A 22,374-nucleotide genomic window follows, 5' to 3' on the forward strand; every position below is an offset into this window, starting at 1 on the left:
GAGCAATGTGTATGGGAGTCACAATTGACTTAAACGCGATTCGCGAGAACAAACGTCGGATCGAGGCACTCGGCCGACCGGTGTTTGCCGTCGTGAAAAACAACGCCTATAACTTAGGGATGGAGCCAGTTGTGACGACATTGTACGCAGAAGGGGTGCGTCACTTCATGGTGACGACGCTCGACGAGGGGAGCGAGGTCCGGGTGCATGCACCCGAGGCGAACGTCCTCGTCATGAACCCCGTTTACGAGTGGTCGGCCGTGCATCGCGACGGTTTAGACGTCGCCATCGGTTCGTACGATTGGCTCGTCTCACAACGCCATGAGCTCGACGGCGTCCGTCTTCATTTGAAGCTCGATGTCGGCATGAACCGGTTTGGCGCGAAGACGTTCGAAGAAGCGCTTGCCATCTTAGCGTTCTGCCAAGATGAAAAGCTCGACCTCGTCGGTTTGTGCACACACTTTCCGCTCGCCGACGCCGATAACGCCGAAATCGAGCACAGTGTCCATGTCGAACGGTTTGCCGACTGGTCGACGCGGCTGATCGAACGGCATTCGTTTGAAGTCGTCCATGCCGCCAACAGCGCGGCGACGCTTCAAGCCGATCCGCGTCTCGGGCACTGCACGCACGTCCGGGTCGGAATCTTTCTCTACGGCTACTCATCGGTCGAGGCGGTCGATTGGCTCGTCCCGGCGTTTTATTGGGAGACGAAAGTCGTTGCCGTGCACGACATCGAGGCCGGCGCACACGTCGGCTACGGGACGGGCTACACGGCACCGTCGAAAGAGCGGATCGCCGTATTGTCAGTCGGATATGGCGATGGCTTGATGCGGGCCCGCCGGCATTTGCCGGTCCACATTAATGGACGGGCGTTCCCGTTCGTCAGCAATATTTTCATGAGCCACAGCTTCCTCCGCGTCGACGAGACGGTTCAAATCGGTGACCGGGTCGAGCTGTACGGTAATGAGACGAAGATCGATGACGTGACCCGGACCGGGCACGCCAATAACTCGGAACAACTATGCGCACGCTCATGGCGTGTCCCGCATCGCTTTGAAGGAGGCATTTTATGTACACCAGCAACCAATCCGTTTGTATGATCGAGGGCGTATCCGTCCAAGAACTTCAAGCGACGTACGGGACACCGCTCTATATCATGAGCGAGCCAGAACTTGAAGTTCGGCTCGGGCTCGTCCGGAGCGCATTTTTAGATAAGTATCCGAACACGTACGCGCTCTATGCGTCAAAGGCGATGTCGATCGCGGCCGTGTATGAGAAAGTCATGACGGCGGGCTTGAGCATCGACGTCGTCTCACGCGGTGAGATGTTCGTCGCGCTCCATGCTGGTGTCCCGGCTGACCGGATTCACGTTCACGGGTCAAATAAGACGGTGCAAGACATCTCGTTCGCGCTCGAGAACGGCATCAGCCATTTCACGATCGACAACATGCGTGAGATCGGTCTGCTCTCGGGTCTCGCCGTAAAGCATGATGTCGATGTCGACGTCTTGCTCCGCATCGTCCCGCAAGTCGTCGGAGGCGCCCACGAGGCGATCCAGACGGGTGGGGTCGATACGAAGTTCGGTTTCCCGACGCATGACGACACGTATCTCGAAGCGGTCCGGGAAACACTCGCGGCGGAACGTCTTCATCTGAAAGGGATCCATTGTCACGTCGGGTCACAGATTCAAGAACCGACGCTGTTCATCAATACGGTCAAGACGATGGTCAACTTCATCGAGACGATTCGTCGGGAGACCGGCTTTACGGCTGATGTGTTGAACATCGGCGGTGGCTTCGGCGTCGCCTATCTCGAGACGGACGACCCGCTCGACTTTGCCGCTACGATGACGCAAGTGATGGATACGCTCGTTTCAGAAGTGGAGCGATTCGGTCTACGGCTCCCGAAAATCGGCATCGAGCCGGGACGTTGGCTCGTCGCCAACGCCGGTGCGACGCTGTATGAAGTCGGGACGGTCAAAGACGTGAGCGGTGTCCGCACATACGTCTCGGTCGACGGCGGCATGACAGACAACATCCGCCCTGCCCTCTATGATGCCGAATATGACGTCATTGCGGCGACGCGGATGGATGAAGCGAAGACGCTTGAAGCGAAGATCGTCGGGGCATGCTGCGAGTCGGGAGACATCATCTCGAACCGTTCGCTCATCCCGCCGGTTGAAGCCGGGGATCTTCTCCTCGTTAAAGCGACAGGCGCCTATAACTTCTCGATGGCGAGCAACTATAACCAAATGCTCCGCCCGCCCGTCGTCTTCGTGAAAGACGGGACACATCGTCTCGTCGTCCGCAGACAGACACTTGAAGACTTGGTCGCGTGTGAAGTGATTGGACAATCGACATAATTTTGTAGGCAGATAAAGAAAAGGGGTTCAGTCATAAAAACGACTGAATCCCTTTTCGTATGAACGACCGATGCGGCCTTACCGAGTCGATCTATCAGGTTAATCTAGTTGTGCGTTGACTTCCGCTTCATATCGATCAACGAGCTCGTTGTTGTCGTCTGTCTGGTACTTCTTTTCCAACTCAAGTTTCAACTTTAGCCAAATCGTATTCTTTTCATAAAGGTCTCGATCGAACTGATGATTTAGTTGGTGCAGCGACAAGCCGAGGGCGCTCGCGTAGGCGAGATGACTCGGTAAATCACTCCGATCCGGGCCTTGTTGAATGTAACGGTCAATCTCTTCTTCCGTTACGTGAATGTTGTACTTCTCTTTTGCGACCGTTTTCCATGCGATACTTTGTTTCATCGCTTCGGTTGAGAGCGTGATGACTTGTTCATTCGTCAAGTCGGTTTCATAATACAGTTTCTCTTGGGACAATGTCCGAATCACCCACTTTCGAAGCGGTTCCTCAACGTCGAACTGGTTTGCTTCGGTGATGACGTCGTCAAACAGTGCTTTATAATCGTCGAACGCGAAGTTGTCTACGACTTGGCGTTGTTCTTCTTCGCTCTTCATGTCAATCGTCAAAGGTGACGATGTCGCGGATTGACATGCTGTTGTAAAGATGACGAGCGAGAGCGTACATAATAGAAACGATTTGAAACGTGGGGTCACGGTGATCCTCTCCTTATTTGTATCGTCTTCAAACGTAGTACAAGTTTCAATCAAAAGAACAATCTAGTCATTTCTATATACGGGACGATGAGCTATCAAGTTCCCATGATTTTCGGTCAAATTGCTACACGTGAGAACCATTTTCACTTATGATGAAAAAGACTACATCAGGGGAAGTGATTTCTAATGGAGAAAACAGTCGGACAACAGTTGATCGAGTCGCGGCGGACGATTCGGATGTTTGTAGAGGAACCGCTTGATACGGCATTGCTGTATCAGTTGCTCACCTCGGCCCACCAAGCGCCGTTTCATAACAAAGTCGAGCCGTGGAATCTTTATTTGTTCAACGGTGACGGGAAAGGCGTGTTGTTAGACGCGCTCGAACCGGCGTTTCAAGACGGTCCTGAGGCCAAGCGAGAGAAGATTACCGGACGGATCCGCAACGCGGCGGCGTGTGTGTACGTAACGACGAAGCCGTTTGAGACGGAGAAAGGGCAAAAGGATGCACTGCTCGCGACGGCGACGTTCATCCAGAACTTCCATTTGCTCTGTGCCGAGCAAAACATCGGGCTCGTCTGGCGGACGGGCGGTATCTTCGAAGACGCTCGCCTGCAGGAGATGATCGGTGCGGACGGGGAGACGTTCGTCGGTCTGCTCCAACTCGGACGATTTGAAGACGTCCCGTCGACGAAGGCGCGGCAGTCGCTTGATGCGTGTTTGACGATCTTTGAGTGAACATGAAAAAGCTCGAGTGCGGCGTGGCCGCACTCGAGCTGGATGTATAAATAGGCTGAGACGTTTAAAAACGTCTCAGTTTATTTTTTGAGCTTGCCAGCAAGCCAGTTTTGAATGACATTCGTCGGAATCATGGTGATTACTTTCCCCCAGTTTGAGTTTCTTCTTCTATAGCATTATCCAATTGCATCCGTTCCCAAACCTCTCGATGTGTACCTTTTAGCGTATCATCGAACGAATCATCGATGTGAAGGCAATAGCTTGGGTTAATGGACGAGGCGTACAGGTCTAACATGAGTTGTGCATGGTTTGGATACATACAATTGGCCCCTTTCGACACGTCGGCTTGACTACATCCTCAGTATACAAGGGAAACATGAAGAAAAATCGGGGTAATCGTTAACAATTTATGAATCTTGTAAACGCTTTCACAAACTTTGTGTCGGTGTTAACGGTTCACACGTCGTCAAGTACTGCTCGGCCCGCTTCGCATACTTGTTGACGGTCCGTTCCATGATGAAGCGGTCTTCGTCATTGAGCGGACGGACGACTTTGGCTGGTACGCCCATGACCATGACACCTTCCGGAATTTGCATATTCGGGGTGACGAGTGCACCGGCGGCAACGAACGAGCCTTTCCCGACTTTGGCACCGTCAAGCACGGTCGCATGCATCCCGATGAGACAGCCTTCCTCGATCTCACAACCGTGAATCATCGCCATATGGCCGATCGAGACACGGTCATGGATGATTGTCGGTGATCCTTCGTATTGATGGATCATCGACCCGTCTTGAATATTGACATAAGCGCCAATCTGGATCGGGCCCTCGTCTCCACGGATGACGGTGTTGAACCAAACACCGGAATGGGCTCCGATCGTGACGTCACCGATGACGTGGGCGCCAGGTGCGACGAATACCGTCTCGTCGACATGTGGGATCAGGTCTCCTAATTTGTATTGCATATGTGTAACCCCTTTCAACTAGATATGCTCCCATTGTCGCACAACTACAAAAAGAAATTGCGTCCGAAAGATTATTCTTGATAAGATAGGTAAAATACGTTGCAAAAGGAGACAGACAGATGGAAAAACAACATTTGATCGACATTGCCGCCAAGAAAAAGAAAGCGGCGGTCGTCTTTAAGGACGTCGCGGTCATCGACGTCTATAGCCGCGAGACGATTCGCACCGATGTCGCCATCGACTCGGGCTATATCGTCGCCATCGGAGAAGGTTACGAAGGGGAGACGGAATATCATGACCCGTCTTGGACGCTCGCTCCGTCATTCATCGACTCACACGTTCACATCGAGTCGTCGATGGTGCCTCCGCATGAGTTTGCGAAAGCGGTCCTGCCGCTCGGTGTGACGACGGTCATCGCCGACCCACATGAGATCGCGAACGTCAACGGTGCGCTCGGGATCGAGTATATGCTTGCCGATGCGAACGGATTGCCGCTCGACGTCCGGATGATGCTACCGAGCTGCGTCCCGGCGACGCCGTTCGAACACGCGGGCGCCAAACTGTATGCCGAAGATCTTGCGCCATTTTTAGGGGACCCTGGAGTGCACGGTCTCGGGGAAGTGATGGATTATCCATCGGTCGAAGCCGGCAGCGAGGACATGCTCCAAAAAATCGCGCAAACGGAACTCGCGGGGAAAGTCGTCGATGGTCACGCGTCAGGCCTCAATCCTGATCAGTTAAACGTGTACCGGACAGCCGGCATCATGACCGACCACGAATGCACGACGGCAGAAGAGGCGATCGAGCGGGTCCGTCGTGGCTTTTACGTCCAGATTCGCGAAGGATCGGTCGCGCGGAACGTCGAGAAAGTGAGTCGGGCCATCACCGAAAGTAATGCCCACCGCTTCTTGTTCTGTACGGACGACAAGCACCTCGATGATCTCGTGGCAGAAGGTGGTATCGACTATAACATCCGCATGGCAATCCGTCAGGGCGTCAAGCCGGAGACGGCATACGCCATCGCCAGCCTTCATGCGGCTGAAGCATACGGCTTGAAAGACGTCGGTGCGATCGCGCCGGGCAAAAAAGCGAACTTTGTTATCTTGTCAGACGTCGAATCGGTTAACATCGAAACCGTCTACGTCGATGGTACGGCAGTCGCGCGAGCGGGGAAAGCCACGTTCGAGGCCGAAGGGGTTGAAGTGCCGAAGCCGATGAAAGGTGAGCTCAAACTCCCGGACCTGACAACTGACTCGTTCCGCCTGCCGATCAAGGAAGAAGCGGTCGACGTGATTCAAGTGTTGCCGAACAGCCTGTTGACGAAGCGTGTCCGCCACGTGTTCAACCCGGATGAATCGGGCGCTGATCTTACCGAGGACATCGTGACGCTCGCCGTCATCGAGCGGCATCACGGGACGGGCCATATGGCGCTCGCACCGGTGACGGGCTTTGGACTCAAACGTGGTGCGCTCGCAGCGACGGTCGCCCACGACAGCCATAACCTTGTCATTGCCGGTGTCAGCCCGGAAGACATGTTACTTGCTGCAGAGACGCTCGAGAAGGTCGGTGGCGGTGTCGTCGCCGTCTCGGAAGGGAAAGTGCTTGCCGTCTTGCCGCTCGAGATTGGAGGGCTCATGACGAGGCGTCCGTATCATGAAGTCGCAGACGTGCTCGAACAGCTGAACGACGCACTTGACGTCGTCGGGGCTCATCGTCACTTCAACCCGTATTTGACGATGTCGTTCCTGGCACTCCCCGTCATTCCCGACTTGAAATTGACGGACATGGGACTGTTTGATGTGACAACGTTCTCATTTATCGGAAATTGACTCGGTCTAACGTATGATTTTCGTAAAGACCAACCCGAAACGTTTGAATGCGTGCGCTTAAGTTGATATAGTTACAACAAGTTTCATCGGTACAAATTGAAAGGGGGGATATAACAGATGGAACAAGTTGCTTACAACCGGTCGTATGATGAACATGAGGATTTGATCAATTCTGTGTATCGTGCCTTCAAGGACCGGTGTGAAGAATTACCTAGCGAGACGCAGACGAAGCGACGGTTGCGCCGTCTTATTTTATTGACGATCAAAGATCATACGTCATCGCATGCCGAACGGTTCGTGCTTTATCACTTCTTTAGTGATTTCTTTAAAGCCGTTGAGTCAAACGACCAAGCCGCGCTCGCTGTATTAAAACAAATCGTCCGTGACTAAAAAAACTATTGATATGTTACTGTAACCTATGATAATTTAGACGTAACTTTAAATGAATATTCGTGCTATCGATGAGGTAGAGGTGCGATGCTGATGAGTAAGTAGTCCGAGGATGACAACGGTGAAGACTACAGAAAGGCAGAATCGCCGAAGTGTAAAGTCATGTCTCTGACTTTATGCTGGGCTGACGGGAAATACTCGTCGGACTGCCATACATATATTACGTATGGAGCGCTCCAAGTCGGCTAAGAAAGACGGAACATCCAGCGAGGGTGTCGGCTTTGTTGCCGATGCCCTCGCTTTGCGTTTTTTTAAGCATTGGGGGGCCTCATCTCAAACAGAAGAGGAGGAAATCAGCATGGTAGATTATTCAACATCGGTGCTTTCGTTAGTGCCGGCACTACTCGCCATCATTATGGCGATCACAACAAGGAAAGTTATTCCGTCACTCGGTGTCGGGATCATCGCAGGGGTCTTGCTCCTTCATAGCTTCAATCCGCTTGAATCGATTCAGTACTTATGGTCGAACGTCATCGCCTTGTTCTGGGCGGATGGGGCCATAAACGAATGGAACGTGCTCTTGATCGCGTTCTTGCTCTTGCTTGGTGTTTTATCGTCAATCATTCAAACATCGGGCGGTGCTCGCGCGTTCGGTGAATGGGCGGCTTCTAACGTCAAAACGGCGCGCGGCGCGCGCCTCGTCTCGTTCGGTCTTGGAATCTTGATTTTCATCGACGACTATTTCAACAGTCTCGCTGTCGGGAACATTAGCCGACCGCTGACGGACCGGAAGAAAGTATCGCGCGCTAAACTCGCGTATACGATCGACTCGACGGCCGCTCCAGTCTGTGTCATCAGCCCACTTTCGAGCTGGGGAGCCTACATCATCGCCATCATCGCTGGTATTCTCGCGAAGTATTCGATTGATAGCTACTCGTCGTTCTCGGCGTTCATTCAAATCATCCCGATGAACTTCTATGCCATCTTCGCACTCATGTTGACTGGGTACGTCGCTTTCACAGGGCTTGCCATCGGACCGATGCGAACGCACGAGCTACGTGCGCTTAAAGGCGAGCTCTACGACGTGTCGAAAGGTGCGCCGATGGGGATGAGTGAAGACATTAAAGAACATGATGGTGGGAAAGTCCGCGACTTGATCGTCCCGATCATCGTCTTGATCATCGCGACCGTCTCGGCCATGCTTTATACAGGTGGTCAAGCGCTCGCTGCCGACGGTCAAAGCTTCTCGCTGCTCGGTGCGTTTGAATCGACGGACGTGACGCGTTCGCTCGTTGCCGGAGCGGTCATCAGTTTAATCGTGGCGTTCTTGCTCCTGATTGGTCGCAACATTCCGGCTGTGGACTACGGTCATGCAGCGTGGGCCGGTATCCGGGCCATGTGGCCAGCCGTGCTCATCTTGCTGTTCGCTTGGACGATCATCGCCGTCATCGGTGACATGAAAACCGGTGATTACTTGGCAAGCTTCGTCACGGATACGATCGCGGCGTCATACTTGCCGCTCATCTTGTTCGCGATCGCCGGTCTCATGGCGTTCTCGACAGGTACGAGCTGGGGGACGTTCGGTCTCATGCTACCAATCGGTGCTGATTTGATCATGGCAGTCGACCCAGAGCTGTTGCTCCCAACACTTGCCGCTGTGCTCGCAGGTGCCGTGTTCGGTGACCACTGTTCACCGATCTCGGATACGACGATCCTCAGTTCGACGGGTGCCGGGTCGCACCACATCGACCACGTGTTGACACAACTCCCGTACGCGTTGATCGCGGCAGGAGTGTCGGCGGTCGGTTACTTGGTACTAGGGATCACAAGCTCGATGTGGATTGGATTCTTCGCGGCGTTCGCGACGTTCGTCGTCGCGCTGGTCGTCGCTCAAGTCATCTCGAAGCGCGGCCAAGTGCCGTCAGAAATGCGTGCTGAGCGTGAAGCGTAAACAGCTCGTCTGACAATCCGAAAAGATGTGTGTCACGAATCATGTGACACACATCTTTTTTGTATGGAATGTAAAAACAAATCCTGCCGCTATGCGACAGGATTTGTTTTTTAGTTAACGTCCAACCACTTGAAGCTAGCGTCAGCTCCGAACGGATGGCGGTACATGTTTTGAATGTTTGAGCGCTCGAGGTAAGCTTCACCTTTTTGGTAGATCGGTGCGATCGCGAAGTCGTCTTCGAGCAGGATGCGTTCAGCTTCTTGCATCGTCTCCCAACGCTTCATTTGATCAGCTTCTTTCTTCGCGCTTTGGATCAACTGATCGTACTCATCGTTCGAGTACGCCATCCGGTTGAACGGACCGTCTGTGATCCACATGTCGAGGTACGTCATTGGATCCTGATAGTCAGGGCCCCAGCCGGCAGCAGAGATATCATAGTCGCCTGCACCTTCAAGCTCGAGGAAGTTTTTGAACGGCTGTTGTTTGATGTTGAGTGTGAGTCCAGGCAAGTTCTTCTCGAGTTCACCTTTGATGTACTCGTTGACTTTCTTGAACGCTTCTTCATCACGCGAGAGGAACTCGAGTTCGATCGTCTCGACGCCGAGCTCGGCAAGTCCTTTATCCCAGGCAGCTTTCGCTTCGTCGACGTTGTAGCTTTGAAGATCAGGATACTTCTCGCGGAAGTCCGCGCCGTCTTCCGTGAACGTGAAGTCCTTAGCGACGATGAAGTTGGCCGGCTGTGAACCGTCTGTCAAGATGACGTCGGTTACGCCTTGCTTGTCGAAACCTTTCGCCAACGCTTCACGAATATTCACGTTTTGGAGTGCTTCATTCTTTTGGTTGAAACGAAGGAAGTTGATCCGTGCGTCAGCACGTGTTTTAAACTCTTCTGCTTCTTGGAATTGTGGAACGAATTCAGAAGACAAGAGTGTATAGTCGACTTCACCTGATTCGAACAAGTTGACACCGGTCGCGACTTCTTTGACGACTTTGACGTTAATCGTGTCCATCTTGACGTTTTCAGCGTCCCAGTAATCCGGGTTCTTTTTATAAACCCAACCTTCGTTGTCTTGCCAGCTATCAAGTACGTAAGGGCCGTTGTAGAGCGTTTTATCGACGGCCGTCGCGAACGACTCGCCTTGTTCTTCGACAAACTCTTGTTTTTGCGGCATGTACGTCGGGAATCCTGTCAACCCGAGGAAGTATGGAGCCGGTGCTTCCAATTGAACTTCAAGCGTCTTCTCATCGACTGCTTTCGCACCGAGTGAATCGAGTTCAGCTTCGCCGCCGAGGATTTTGTTGGCATTCTTCAAGTCTTGAAGGATGTATGCGTACTCTGCACCTGTTTCGGGATTGAGGGCGCGTTTCCACGAGTAGACAAAGTCTTCAGCTGTGACAGGTGAGCCGTCTGACCAGTTGGCGTCACGTAATTTAAATGTGTATGTAAGACCGTCTTCCGAAATCTCGACGTCCTCAGCAATACCTGGTACCGGTTGGTTGTTCTCATCGAGACGATACAGTCCCTCGAAGACGTTGTTTGTCACGATGATCGATGTCGAGTCGGTCGTGAGCGTCGGGTCAAGCTGTGGCAAATCAGTTGCCGAAACGAGCGTGACTTCTTTTTTCGCGTCACTTGATGACGACCCATCAGACGAATCTGTTGCCTCTTCTCCACCGCCACATGCTGCTGTGGCAAGCAAAGCGACACCCGATAAAGCTAACCATTTTTTATTCCGCATTGTCTAACCTCCCGAAAATTCTGATTGTTTCGAATATATTGCAATTAAACTACAAACAGAATGAATGCGCAATGAAATTTTTTAAATTATTCGAAAATATAAACATTACTGAAACACCTATCTAAACGTTCCTTTATTCAGTAGAATGAGAAAATCATCGGATGATTATACATTATTTACGCATAGTTATTCGTTTACAGCTAATTATTTTGGAGGTCTTTGAATGAAGTCACAATCAGCCGGTATCGGCTTTTTCGGGCTCGCTGCCATGGTCGTCGGGACGATGATTGGCGGAGGAGCTTTTAACTTACCAGGCGCGATGGCCCAAGGTGCCGGGGTCGGATCAGTGATGATCGGCTGGACCATCACAGGGGTCGGTATGATTATGCTGGCGTTCGTATTCCAATTTTTGGCGGATTCACGTCCTGAACTTGAGGGTGGGATTTATGCCTACGCCAAAGAAGGGTTCGGGAAGTTCGTCGGCTTCAATAGCGGCTGGGGTTATTGGATGTCCGCTTGGATTGGGACGGTAGCGAACATCACGCTGATCTTTAGCACGCTCAGTTACTTTTTCCCGATTTTTTCAGCAGAGCATCGATTGTTCCGGTTAGTGATGAGCGCGTTCTTCATCTGGGGGCTGTTCTGGCTCATCTCTCGAGGGATGAAGGAGGCGGCGCTCTTGAACATCGTCACGACGATCGCGAAGCTCGTCCCGATCTTCTTGTTCATCGTGCTCATTTTGTTTGCGTTCCAGATTGAGACGTTCCAAATCAATGTTTGGGGAGAGTCCGGGTTCAGTTGGTCGCACGTGTTTCCCCAAGTGAAATCGACGATGCTCGTGACGCTTTGGGCGTTTGTCGGCATTGAAGGCGCGGTCGTCTTATCGTCGCGGGCGCGCAATAAGCGCGATGTCGGGCGGGCGACGGTGATCGGCCTCATCGGGACGCTGTTGATTTACATGATGATTTCAATCTTCTCCTTCGGCGTCATGACGCAAGAACAACTTACGGCGCTCCCGGAACCGTCGATGGCGTACGTGCTCGAAGCGGTCGTCGGTCCGGTCGGTGCGACGATCATCAATATCGGTCTGCTCGTGTCGCTCGCTGGGGCGTTGCTCGGGTGGACGATATTGGCGACGGAGATCTCCTACGTGGCGAGCCGGGACGGTGTGTTCCCGAAATTGTTCAATCGGCTCAATCGAAATGATACGCCGGTGAGCGCCTTGTTCATCACGCAAGCGTTCACGCAAGCAGTCACGGTCATCGCCTTGTTCTCGGAACAGACGTACTTGGTGCTCTCGAGCATCGCCGGTATCGCCGCGCTCGTGCCTTACTTATTCTCGGCCTTGTTCGGCTGGAAAGAGGCACGGCGGACTGGTGTTCGGAAAATGGTCCTCGTTTCGAGTGTCGCCTCGCTCTACGCGGCATGGTTACTCTACGCATCCGGGATTGAATACATGCTCATCGCAATGATTTTGTATGCGCCGGGAATCTTCGTTTTCATGCTCGCAGAACGGGAGCAAGGACGGAAGTTCCTAAGCGGGATTCAGTATGCGATTGCGACTGTCATCATCCTCGCGGCGACTTATGGTGTGTACGGACTATGGACGGCTGCCATTAGCCTCTAATCAAAAGAAGCACCGGTCGTCGAGATGACGACCGGTGCTTCTTTATGTCTCGTTATTCGTGAGCAACCGGACGACTTGGTCGGGTGGCATTGGTTTGGCGTATAAAAATCCTTGGAACGAGTCGCAATCGGTCTCTTTTAAATGGTCGAGCATGATTTGGTCTTCGACGCCTTCGGCGACGACGTGAAGGTTCAAACTCTTACCGAGATGGACGATGACGTCGAGTAAGTGAGACTTCGACGTCAACCAGTCGTCGAGGAACACTTTGTCGATCTTCAGCTCGTCGACCGGGAACGATTTCAAGTATTGAAGCGACGAGAAGCCGGTTCCAAAGTCGTCGATCGACAGGCGGTAATCGAGCCGTTTGATTTGATTCATCCGAGCGATGGTTTCCTCCGTCTGTTGCATGACGAGACTTTCCGTGATCTCGAGGATGACGTCGGACGGGTTCAAGTCGAGTTGTTGCTTGATGTTTCGGAGCGTGTTGATGAAACTCTCGCTGCGGAACTGGTTCGGCGAAATATTGACCGCCATCGATAGAGGATGATTGACGAGCGGTTGCCACACTTTCAGTTGCTTGGTGGCCTCAAGAATGACCCAGTTGTTGATCGGGACGATCAGCGCCATCTCTTCAGCGAGCGGGATGAACTCCGAAGGCGGGATTTGCCCGAGTTGGTCGTGATGCCAGCGCAGTAACGCCTCAAATCCAATCAGCTTATCCGTTTTCAAGTCGAACTTCGGTTGGTATTCGAGATAAAAATGTTTTTCTTCGAGCGCTTGGTACAGCGCTTTTTCGATATGGATTTGTCTTGAGAACGCATCGTCCATGTCTTTCGTGACGAATTGGATCGTCCCGACACCGATGCGCTTGCCTTTGAACAAAGCGCTCTCGGCCCGGGTGTACAGCTCGTCCAACGAATTAGTGGCCGACGGGTAGAACACGCAACCGATCGAGATCGATAACATGATCGAATGGTGGTAAATCCGGAACGGTCGTTGCAGTTCGTGTTGCAGTTGACGAAGCAGCTGGAACACTTCTTCTTTTGATTGTTCAAAGAAAAGAATGCCGTACAAGCCGCCCGAAGGATGGAACATGACACTCGACTGGGGCAGGAAGCGTTCAGCCCGGTCTTTAATTTGGAGCAACAGTTCATTGCCGACGCGTGAACCGAACGACTCGTTAATAATTTTGAACCGATCGATATCGAAGAGGGCGACGTGCAACAACCCGTTATGTTCTTTCACGTCAGTAAGTGAGTGCGCATATTGGCGCAAGAGCCCTTTTTTATTTAACAGCCCGGTCAAATCGTTGTGATAGGCGAGGTAGTTCACTTCTTGTTCGAGACGTTTCTTATCAGACACGTCGAAACCAAACGCCGTGTACTGGGCGATTTCGCCGTCTTCACTTAAAATCGGTACAATCGTCAAGTTGAGCCAGCAGATGTTTGTCACATGTCGTTGCGACCGAATCGGCATCTCGCCGTTCCAAATTTGATCGGTCGTGAGCGCTTGACGTACCACACCCGCAAGCGGATCATCTTCAAAAGAGGGGTGAATGAGCTCGAACCAGTTACGACCGATGAATTGTTGGTCAGGTGCCCCGATCAAGTCGCACAACAGCGGATTGATCTCGGTGATCTCGCCACGAGCGTTGGCTGCCAAATAATAAGTCGAATGCTCGATCATCGCTTGGAAGTGGTGGAGCAGGTTGAACTGCTCGCTGCTGATGAGCGGACCGAAGCCTTTCGGTAGGAAGGCTAAAAAATAGCCGTTGATGTCGTTGATTGAAAAAGTTTGTAAGTAAGCGGTCGCATAGACGACCGAGCCGTTTTTATGTTTAAACGCCGTCAACGCCGTCGTTGAGAATGGATATTGAAGGAGCAATGGTGACCACGTTTCAAGCGCCTGTTCTAAATGTTGGACGACGGGTAGTGCGTGGTGTAGTAACTCGTCACGCTCCCAACCGAACAGCGTCTCTGCTTGTTCGTTCCAAAGGAGGACGGTGCCGTCAAAATCGATGTAACAGCATGGGATCGATAGGGCATCGATGAACGTATCAATCGGCAAATCACGCAATGAAGCCATACAAATTCCTCCAATCTGCATCAAATAAGTCGTACTATACGTTCAGTGTACCTTATTTTCCCAACTCAAGGAACGGGCAAGCTCGTCGTTGTCAAAAGAAAGACAGTCATCATATACTGAAGGAGTAAGGTAGTTTTTTTCATAAGGGGGAAATCAAATGTCAAAAACACAAGAAGTGATTGAATTGACAGAGAAGTTCGGGGCGCACAATTATCATCCGCTTCCAATCGTCATCTCGGAGGCGAAGGGGATTTGGGTGACGGACCCGGAAGGAAATCGTTACATGGATATGTTGAGTGCGTATTCGGCTCTCAACCAGGGGCATTGTCATCCGAAAATCATTCAAGCGTTAAAAGATCAGGCCGACAAGATCACGTTGACGTCACGTGCTTTCTACAATGATCAGCTAGGTCGCTTCTACAAAAAAGTGGCAGCGCTTACAAATAAAGAAATGGTGTTACCGATGAACACCGGTGCCGAAGCGGTCGAGACCGCGGTCAAGGCATCACGGCGCTGGGCCTATGAGGTCAAACAAATTCCGGGGCAAGCCGAGATTATCGTCTGCACCGGCAACTTCCATGGACGGACGATGGCGGCTGTGTCGATGTCGACAGAAGCGGACTATCAGCGCGGTTTCGGACCGCTCCTCCCAGGCTTCAAAGTCGTGCCGTACGGAGACATCGACGCGTTCGAGGCGGCGATCACGGAGAACACGGCAGCGTTCATCGTTGAACCGATTCAAGGGGAAGCGGGTATCATCATCCCGCCGGCGGGTTACTTGAAGCGGGCTTCTGAACTGTGTAAGGCGAACAACGTGTTGTTCATCGCAGACGAGATTCAGTCAGGTCTTGGCCGCTCTGGAAAATGGTTCGCGATCGAGTGGGAAGGCGTCGATCCCGATATGTATATCCTCGGAAAAGCACTCGGTGGCGGTGTCTTCCCGGTATCGTGTGTGGCTGCTAACGAAAGCGTCCTCCAAGTGTTCAATCCAGGGTCGCACGGGTCGACGTTCGGGGGGAACCCGCTCGCGGCGGCGGTATCGATCGCTGCGCTCGAGGTGCTTGAAGAAGAACAGCTTCCGGAGCGTTCGCTCGAACTCGGGACGTACTTTATGGACCGTTTAAAGTCAATCGACAACCCACGCATTAAAGAAGTCCGGGGCCGCGGTCTATTCATCGGGATCGAGTTGACGGAAGCGGCTCGTCCTTATTGTGAGGCGCTTAAAGAGCGGGGCTTGCTCTGCAAGGAGACGCACGAGACGGTCATTCGACTCGCGCCACCGCTTGTCATCACGAAAGAAGAACTCGATGAGGCGTTCACGGCGATCGAGGCTGTATTCGCACCGACTCCTATTTCATAATGCAAGAGGGCTTGTTATAATTTGAGAAGAAATGCAGACACCTGCCGGGCGATGTTTTCGCGGCAGGTGTCTTTTCGTAAGGAGGAACGGTCGTGCTCTACGTTTACGTTGGTTTAGCAGGAGCGCTTGGAGCGCTAGCAAGGTATGGGGTCGGTATAGGGATGCATACGTTGTTTACAGGTACATTTCCGCTAGGGACGCTCACCGTCAACTTGATCGGCAGTTTTCTACTCGGTTGGCTCACCCATTACTTGTTTCAAACTGGACGGCTCTCACCGATGGTCATTACGGCGCTCGGTACAGGGTTTATCGGTTCGTTCACGACGTTCTCGACGTTCAGTGTCGAGACGATTGTGATGATTGAGTCAGGGAACCTGATCGGAGCGCTCACCTATGTGACACTGAGCATCGTCCTCGGCCTGTTCAGCTCGTGGTTAGGCTATAAGCTAGGAAGAAGACGATTACGGCGTTTTGTGAAGCGAAATGGGGAGGCGTGATGACTATTGTGACAGTGATGATCGGTGCCTTTTTCGGGGCGATGGCCCGCTTCGGGATTGGTCAGCTCGTTAAAGTATGGACGACGTCGGTCTTTCCTTGGGCGACTTTGTTCGTGAACGTGACCGGATCGTTTTGGCTCGGATATTTGTATGCGGCCCCTGTACCTTCGATGGTGGGACTCGGAATCGGCGTCGGCTTCCTCGGTTCGTTCACGACGTTCTCGACGTTCAAACTCGAAGTGATGCGGTTCGTGACGAAAGATTGGCTTCGCTTTGGTTTATACTTATTCGCGACGTATGTCTTCGGTTTAATTGCCGCCTACCTCGGCTACCAATTTGAACAATAAACAATCCCTCGGAAACTCCGAGGGATTGTTTATTGTTCAGCGAGTTGAAGCTTTTCAGCACATGATGCGCATGTGCTTTCATAAGACTCACACTGCTCATCCATATGTTGTCCGCATTCTTGACACGTCTTATCTGGTAATTTCCGATAAAATTCGACTGACGATTCGAGTCGGCTTGCCCATTCATTCATATAAAGCGCCTCCTTTAAGTATGCGTGCGTTTGTTAAGTTGTATTCATTGTATTATAACAGTTGTGTTTAAGTCAATTATAATCTATAACAGATTTTTCTGTTTGGATTTGCTAAAATGAAATTATACGAAATGAGGTGACACGGATGAAGGCACCACAATGCGAAACAATCGCCATCCAAAGTGAAGACGTGGCTGTATTGCAACAGGCACTTGTGCGATTGGATGCGAACCGAGTCAGTCGGTTGTTTAAGGCGTTCGCTGATCCGACGAGACTGAAAGTGCTGTACGTCCTGACGCTCGAGCAAGAATTATGTGTCTGTGACATCGCCGCCGTGATCGGACACTCGACCGCGACCGCGTCGCATCATTTACGGACGCTCCTCGATCAAGGGCTCGTAAAATATCGTAAAGATGGGAAAGTTGTTTATTACTCATTAGATGACGAGCACGTTCGCCTTCTCGTCGAAATCGCGATGGCGCATAGTGCCGAACAGCAATCAGGTCTTTGAGAAGTGTCTACTGCGACAACACAGTAGACACTTTTTTTATTGTGTTCTCTTCCAATCAGCGTTACGATATATTCAAATAAACGTTTGAATGAAGTAGGAGGATGAGCGATGGAATCACGTGACGTCTTACCAGTCGAAGGTATAACTTGTACAAATTGTGCGGCGAAGATCGAGAAAAGCGTCTCGGAGCAGACCGGTGTCGCATCCTGTCAAATCGACTTTGCGACGAGCCGGATGATCATCGAATGGATTGATCCGGCCGAGCGTGAAACAGGGCTCCGTTCAATTGAAGAGACGATGGGGCGGATTGAACCGGGTGCGCATTTCGTGAAAACTGATCAAATCGAGCAAGCACCTAACCATTTGTTGTGGCGCTTTGGTATCGCCCTCAGCCTGCTTGTGCTCGCTCTCTTGACTGAATCACTGCCGTTATATGTGGTTGCTTATGCGGTCGCCGGCTATGATGTCGTCTATGCGGCAGCACGAAACGTATGGCATCGCGAATGGTTCGATGAGAAGTTTTTAATGACGATTGCGACGATTGGAGCGTTCGCAATTCGAGAATATCCGTAAGCGGTCGCCGTCATGCTATTTTATCAACTCGGTGAATACTTCCAAAGACGCGCCGTCCATGCGTCGCGTCGGTCGATCCAGTCATTATTGAATATGAAACCGACGATGGCACGTGTGCTCGGTCCCGACGGTGAGTTCGAACGGCGTCCCGAAGATGTGGCAATTGGCTCGGTCATCATCGTCCGTGCCGGCGAACAAGTTCCGATGGACGGGAGCGTCGTGATCGGATCGAGTTCACTCGATACGGCATCATTGACGGGCGAATCGGTTCCCCGTCAAGTCGGACCGCACGATGAAGTGCTCGCCGGAATGGTCAATTTAGAAGGGCGGCTTGAAGTGCGCGTCAAACGATCAGCGACGGAGTCGAGCTTGCAAAAGATGATTGCGCTTGTCGAACAGGCAAGCTCGAACAAAGCGAAGACAGAGCAGATGATCACACGCTTAGCCAGAGTGTATACGCCGATTGTCGTCGTTTTAGCAGCAATCGTTGCGTTCATCCCACCTCTTTTCGTTGGGAATTTAGAGGAGTGGGTGTATCGCGCCTTAATTTTCCTCGTCATCAGTTGCCCATGCGCACTCGTCATTTCAATTCCGTTAGGTTATTTCGGCGGGATCGGGGCTGGTTCTAAACGAGGGGTTTTGGTCAAAGGCGGCGAGTATTTAGACGTGCTCGCCGAAGTGAAGACGGTCATCTTTGACAAGACGGGAACGCTCACGACCGGTCGCTTTGAAGTGACGGACGTGACGACGAGCGGAGACGTGACGGAAGCGGAGTTGTTAACGCTCGCTGCCCGTGTTGAGATGGCATCGACACATCCGCTGGCAAAAGCAATCGTCGCGAAGGCGAGCAAGACGACCGCGTTTGCGAATATTACCGAAGACCCGGGCTACGGTCTGACAGCGACAGATAGCACGGATACAATCTATGTCGGAAGTGCCCGTTTCATGAGGAAGTTAGGACATTCGATTCAAGATGAACAAATGGGCACAAGCGTCCACGTCATGAGAAATGACCGCTGGCTCGGGCGGATTGAACTGATGGATACGGTGAAAGAGGATGCCGCAGCAGCCGTTGCCGCGCTAAAACGTCTCGGCTACCACACGGTCATGTTGACAGGGGACCGGGATGAAGTTGCGACGTCGGTCGGTTTGAAAATCGGAATCGATGAAGTGAAAAGTGAGTTACTTCCCCATCAGAAAGTCGAGGAAGTGGAGAAGTTGGCCGCGCGAGGGAAAGTCGCGTTCGTAGGCGACGGTTTGAACGATGCGGCAGCGCTAGCCCGTGCGGACGTCGGACTCGTCATGGGTGGAATCGGGAGCGATGCCGCAGTGACGGCGGCAGACCTCGTGCTCATGAATGACGCACCGAGCGATGTCGTTGCGGCGATTGAGCTAAGTCAGCGGACGAAGCGGATCGTGTGGCAAAATATTGTCCTCGCATTCGGGATGAAGGCGCTGTTCCTCCTGCTCGGCGTGCTCGGACTCGCATCGATGTGGGAAGCTGTGTTCGCAGACGTCGGCGTCGCGTTGCTTGCCATCGGCAACGCGACTCGCTTGATCCGTTCCAACTAAAAAAACTTCAAGCGAGCTTGAAGTTTGGTGAATGCTTGAGACCGATCAGTTGTGATCGGTCTTTTTTTGACGTGTTTTGAAAATCATGAACACGAGGATGATGATAGTCGCTACGAGTAAGAAAACGATTGAGTACAGTGCTTGAATGACGATATCGATTTGATTTTGAGTGGATACGAGCTCTTTCCGGATATCGTTGTATTGCATCTGTTTCAAAGCTCTTAAATCTTCTAGTATCGTCTGCCGTTGATCGGTCATTGACTCTGCCGTCGATGTCGCCTGTTCGATGTCACCGCTCTCGTACATGACGAGGACGAGGTCGGCTTCTTGTTCCCAAATGCCGTCCCGATGCAGTAAGTCGAGAAATGAACTTGGCGTTCTCCGATCATTCTTGATAGATTCCTTCAATTCTTTCGCACGTTGGGACATGCTGTAATAGGCTTCTAAAAAGCGGCGGTCTTCATAGGCGAGGAGACCGCGGATGGCGTTGGCACGTTCGATATTGTAGTACATGATGTCTTCAATTGCTTCATATGAATCGAAGCGTTGCTCGTGAATGGTATCGATCTGGTCAGTCGTGTTTCGCAGTTGAACGATGAAACTGGCGATGACGAGGACGATTAACACGGACAATGCGGCGAGTAGCAACAGGCACTTTCGTTGGGACATGTTCATCCCTCCTTATGAAGACAATCGTACAATATTTTTCGGGTTTCAGCATAAAATATTTTTTTGGGAAAGGAAAAACCGGGTAAAGAGTTAAATATATAATTATGACGTTTCTTGTTATCGCTTACAATAGACGATGGAATGATTTCATTCATAAGGAGAGTAAATATGCCAGAGAACTCGTCGTTAAAAAAGTTACATCAGGTCTTAAAAACAAAACGGACCAACCTTCAATATGAAATCCCGACCTTGTGGAACCGGATGCGATTTCCGGCAGAACCCGTGCGCGACGGTGTCGAGCGGGTGAACCCGTACGACTTTTTAATCGATACGATTGAACGAGGCATTCTTCCGCACGCTGTCAACGGGCGTGATTATCGTCAGTCGATCGCACAAGCGGACGGGCACCTCGAGACAGGGGGAGACTGGATTAAGCGCTCCTCGGTTTACTCGATGCAAGTCCGGACCTCGACGTCGTGGGACCATGACGGGTCAGGCTACGTCGAGATGGACAACTCTCAAGGCATGAAAGATACCGGCACGTTCGTGAAAACGCTGGCTCTGTTGCCGCACTTGTTATACATGGGGATCGACACGTTATTTTTATTGCCGATCTCGCAGCACAGTCATAAAAATAAGAAAGGTGAGTTCGGTTCCCCATACGCTGTCCAAGATTTCTTTGCCATCGACGAAGAACTAAAAGAGACATTGACAGGGGACGGGTTGACGGTCGAGGAAGAGTTCGCCGCTTTCGTCGAGGCGTGTCATATGGTGGGCATTCGTGTCGTCATCGATATCATTCCTCGCACATGCGCCCGCGATAACCGTCTCATTTTAGAAAATCCGGAATGGTTCTACTGGATCCCGGTTGCGGAACTCGCTTACTATCACCCGCCTCACGTCCCGGGAATTGGAGAAAACGTGAAGCCTGAGTATGCATTCCTGCCGATGATCTATGGATCTGAGGACGTTTGGCATCATCTCCGCCGCTTCTCGATGGCGCCTAATCTCGTCGATGCTGCCAAGTGGGAGACGGTGAAAGCCTACTTGGTCGAACATCCAGAGGAAAACTTACTTGCCGTCATCGAGCGTGAGTTCGGTTTGACGACCGCTCCGGCGTTCTCGGACTGTATCAACGATCCGCAACCGCCGTGGTCGGACGTCACATACTTCCGCCTGTTCCTCGACCACCCGACAGCAGCTGCACCTTATGTCGGCGAGGCGAGTCTGGCACCGTATATTTTGTTCGACTCGATCAAGTCGAACCAGTTCCGGGGTGACGAGATCAACGAGCCGCTTTGGGCGATGTTAGCCGACATCATCCCGCATTATCAACGCGAATATGGGATTGATGGTGCCCGAATCGACATGGGACACGCTTTGCCGGTCGATCTCGCCCAGCGCATTTTGACAGAGCCGCGTCAACTCGATTCGAACTTCAGTTTCATCGCCGAAGAACTGATCGAAGTCGGGGCTTGGGCGGCGCGTGACGCCGGCTACAATATGATCATCGGATACGGATTCTATAAAGAGCCGCGTTTTGACACGCATGAAACCCATCAATTCATCTACGACTCACGTTTCTTGCCGTTGCCGGTATTTGCGGCTGGTGAGACAGCCGATACACGCCGGATTGCGACACGAGACGGTGGACGCCAGGCGAGTCGCTTGCTCACCGTACTGAACGGCTTCATGCCGAACGGGGTGCCATTGACGAACTCGGGGCTTGAACTGTATGAGACGCAGCCGATGAATACCGGTCTCGATTGCCGACCGGAAGAGGCGTATCAGTTGTTCCCGACCGATCCATATTTCGGGAAACTTGCTTTCTTCGACGCGTATCAGTTCCATTGGGATCATCCCGAGCGGACTGAAATGGTCGAACTCATGCATCAAGTGGCGGAAGTTCGCCGCCGTTGGCTCGATGTTCTCGTCGACCCGAGTCACTTTGAACCGCTCACGATGATGGATATGGGGGCGCCGTTCATCGGTCTGGCTTGGTTACGGGCAGATACGAACGAGACGTTGCTCATCATCGCCAACACGAATATGCAAGAGCACCTGCGAGGGAAGGTGCCGCTCGATGGGGTGCGTCGCCGGAACTGGAACGCGAGTCGGTTCGCCGAGATGGTGTACTCACCGAACTCATGGCCGTACGCCGAGCATTCGTTCGACGACAACTGGGACCTTTGGGTCGATTTGATGCCAGGCGAAGTCAAAATCTATGAAATGAAATAAGCAACGCCTCGGATCCGTA

General features: G+C 52.1%; 20 protein-coding genes and 1 riboswitch. Of the genes, 14 read left to right on the top strand and 6 right to left on the bottom strand.

The genetic code is table 11. The features are described 5' to 3' along the window. Positions 1-11 precede the first annotated feature (11 nt). Complete coding sequence (gene alr, locus EVJ32_RS03675) at positions 12-1,100, top strand: alanine racemase (protein ID WP_131456723.1); 1,089 nt, start codon at positions 12-14, stop codon at positions 1,098-1,100. Then, the gene (gene lysA / locus EVJ32_RS03680) at positions 1,070-2,362 is read left to right on the top strand and encodes a diaminopimelate decarboxylase (protein WP_236639473.1); all 1,293 of its coding nucleotides are present in this window, start codon (positions 1,070-1,072) and stop codon (positions 2,360-2,362) included. The genes alr and lysA overlap by 31 nt, the downstream gene beginning before the upstream one ends. 99 nt (positions 2,363-2,461) lie before the next feature. Here the strand turns inward: lysA and EVJ32_RS03685 are convergent, their stop codons facing one another. Beyond that, positions 2,462-3,076: a hypothetical protein gene (locus EVJ32_RS03685; protein WP_131456725.1), complete on the bottom strand. Its 615-nt coding sequence runs from the start codon at positions 3,074-3,076 to the stop codon at positions 2,462-2,464. Between the two features lie 186 nt (positions 3,077-3,262). Between EVJ32_RS03685 and EVJ32_RS03690 the strand changes: the two genes are divergently transcribed. Beyond that, the gene (locus EVJ32_RS03690) at positions 3,263-3,811 is read left to right on the top strand and encodes a nitroreductase family protein (RefSeq protein WP_131456727.1); all 549 of its coding nucleotides are present in this window, start codon (positions 3,263-3,265) and stop codon (positions 3,809-3,811) included. Between the two features lie 428 nt (positions 3,812-4,239). On the opposite strand, the gene EVJ32_RS03700 is transcribed toward EVJ32_RS03690, so the two are convergent. Further along, positions 4,240-4,776, bottom strand: coding sequence for a gamma carbonic anhydrase family protein (locus EVJ32_RS03700; RefSeq protein WP_131456731.1), 537 nt, complete (start codon positions 4,774-4,776; stop codon positions 4,240-4,242). A 119-nt stretch (positions 4,777-4,895) separates the two neighbouring features. On the opposite strand from EVJ32_RS03700, the gene ade reads away from it, so the two are divergent. The 3 genes from ade to EVJ32_RS03715 all read left to right on the top strand — a co-directional run bounded on the left by ade (position 4,896) and on the right by EVJ32_RS03715 (position 8,946). Further along, on the top strand, positions 4,896-6,605 hold the full coding sequence (gene ade, locus EVJ32_RS03705) for an adenine deaminase (protein WP_131456733.1): 1,710 nt from the start codon (positions 4,896-4,898) through the stop codon (positions 6,603-6,605). Positions 6,606-6,722: 117 nt separating this feature from the next. Further along, entirely contained in the window at positions 6,723-6,995 is a 273-nt protein-coding gene (locus EVJ32_RS03710; RefSeq protein WP_070328841.1) for a hypothetical protein, read from the top strand. A gap of 69 nt (positions 6,996-7,064) precedes the next feature. Then, positions 7,065-7,240, top strand: a riboswitch (Lysine riboswitch). Between the two features lie 113 nt (positions 7,241-7,353). Then, positions 7,354-8,946, top strand: a complete 1,593-nt coding sequence (locus EVJ32_RS03715) for a Na+/H+ antiporter NhaC family protein (RefSeq protein ID WP_131456734.1) — start codon at positions 7,354-7,356, stop codon at positions 8,944-8,946. Positions 8,947-9,056: 110 nt separating this feature from the next. Here the strand turns inward: EVJ32_RS03715 and EVJ32_RS03720 are convergent, their stop codons facing one another. Next, positions 9,057-10,685, bottom strand: coding sequence for a peptide ABC transporter substrate-binding protein (locus EVJ32_RS03720; protein ID WP_070328843.1), 1,629 nt, complete (start codon positions 10,683-10,685; stop codon positions 9,057-9,059). 223 nt (positions 10,686-10,908) lie between these two features. Between EVJ32_RS03720 and EVJ32_RS03725 the strand changes: the two genes are divergently transcribed. Next, positions 10,909-12,312 (top strand): basic amino acid/polyamine antiporter, encoded by a 1,404-nt coding sequence (locus EVJ32_RS03725; protein WP_131456736.1) that lies wholly within the window; start codon positions 10,909-10,911, stop codon positions 12,310-12,312. A 42-nt stretch (positions 12,313-12,354) separates the two neighbouring features. Here EVJ32_RS03725 and EVJ32_RS03730 read toward each other — a convergent pair whose 3' ends face one another. Beyond that, complete coding sequence (locus EVJ32_RS03730) at positions 12,355-14,397, bottom strand: EAL domain-containing protein (protein WP_236635557.1); 2,043 nt, start codon at positions 14,395-14,397, stop codon at positions 12,355-12,357. Between the two features lie 157 nt (positions 14,398-14,554). Between EVJ32_RS03730 and EVJ32_RS03735 the strand changes: the two genes are divergently transcribed. From EVJ32_RS03735 to EVJ32_RS03745, 3 genes are all read left to right on the top strand, one after another. Then, positions 14,555-15,757, top strand: a complete 1,203-nt coding sequence (locus EVJ32_RS03735) for an ornithine--oxo-acid transaminase (RefSeq protein ID WP_131456740.1) — start codon at positions 14,555-14,557, stop codon at positions 15,755-15,757. Between the two features lie 92 nt (positions 15,758-15,849). Next, a complete protein-coding gene (gene crcB / locus EVJ32_RS03740; RefSeq protein ID WP_131456742.1) occupies positions 15,850-16,254 on the top strand; it encodes a fluoride efflux transporter CrcB in 405 nt (134 codons plus the stop codon). Further along, positions 16,254-16,601 carry a fluoride efflux transporter FluC gene (locus EVJ32_RS03745; protein ID WP_131456744.1) on the top strand — a complete coding sequence of 116 codons (348 nt, stop codon included), beginning with the start codon at positions 16,254-16,256 and terminating at the stop codon, positions 16,599-16,601. The genes crcB and EVJ32_RS03745 overlap by 1 nt, the downstream gene beginning before the upstream one ends. Positions 16,602-16,630: 29 nt before the next feature. Here the strand turns inward: EVJ32_RS03745 and yhfH are convergent, their stop codons facing one another. Continuing rightward, a complete protein-coding gene (gene yhfH, locus EVJ32_RS03750) occupies positions 16,631-16,792 on the bottom strand; it encodes a protein YhfH (RefSeq protein WP_131456746.1) in 162 nt (53 codons plus the stop codon). 145 nt (positions 16,793-16,937) lie between these two features. Here yhfH and EVJ32_RS03755 point away from each other — a divergent pair, with 145 nt between their 5' ends. From EVJ32_RS03755 to EVJ32_RS03760, 3 genes are all read left to right on the top strand, one after another. Beyond that, positions 16,938-17,303, top strand: coding sequence for an ArsR/SmtB family transcription factor (locus tag EVJ32_RS03755; RefSeq protein ID WP_131456748.1), 366 nt, complete (start codon positions 16,938-16,940; stop codon positions 17,301-17,303). Between the two features lie 108 nt (positions 17,304-17,411). Next, positions 17,412-17,876, top strand: a complete 465-nt coding sequence (locus tag EVJ32_RS16345) for a cation transporter (RefSeq protein WP_236639474.1) — start codon at positions 17,412-17,414, stop codon at positions 17,874-17,876. 12 nt (positions 17,877-17,888) lie between these two features. After that, positions 17,889-19,448, top strand: a complete 1,560-nt coding sequence (locus EVJ32_RS03760; RefSeq protein WP_236639475.1) for a heavy metal translocating P-type ATPase — start codon at positions 17,889-17,891, stop codon at positions 19,446-19,448. A 45-nt stretch (positions 19,449-19,493) separates the two neighbouring features. On the opposite strand, the gene EVJ32_RS03765 is transcribed toward EVJ32_RS03760, so the two are convergent. Further along, entirely contained in the window at positions 19,494-20,117 is a 624-nt protein-coding gene (locus tag EVJ32_RS03765; RefSeq protein ID WP_236635556.1) for a hypothetical protein, read from the bottom strand. 168 nt (positions 20,118-20,285) lie between these two features. Here EVJ32_RS03765 and EVJ32_RS03770 point away from each other — a divergent pair, with 168 nt between their 5' ends. Continuing rightward, positions 20,286-22,355, top strand: a complete 2,070-nt coding sequence (locus tag EVJ32_RS03770) for an alpha-amylase family protein (RefSeq protein WP_131456753.1) — start codon at positions 20,286-20,288, stop codon at positions 22,353-22,355. Positions 22,356-22,374 lie beyond the last annotated feature (19 nt).

The sequence above is a fragment of the Exiguobacterium sp. SH5S4 genome (assembly GCF_004337045.1).
Taxonomy (GTDB): domain Bacteria; phylum Bacillota; class Bacilli; order Exiguobacteriales; family Exiguobacteriaceae; genus Exiguobacterium; species Exiguobacterium aurantiacum_A.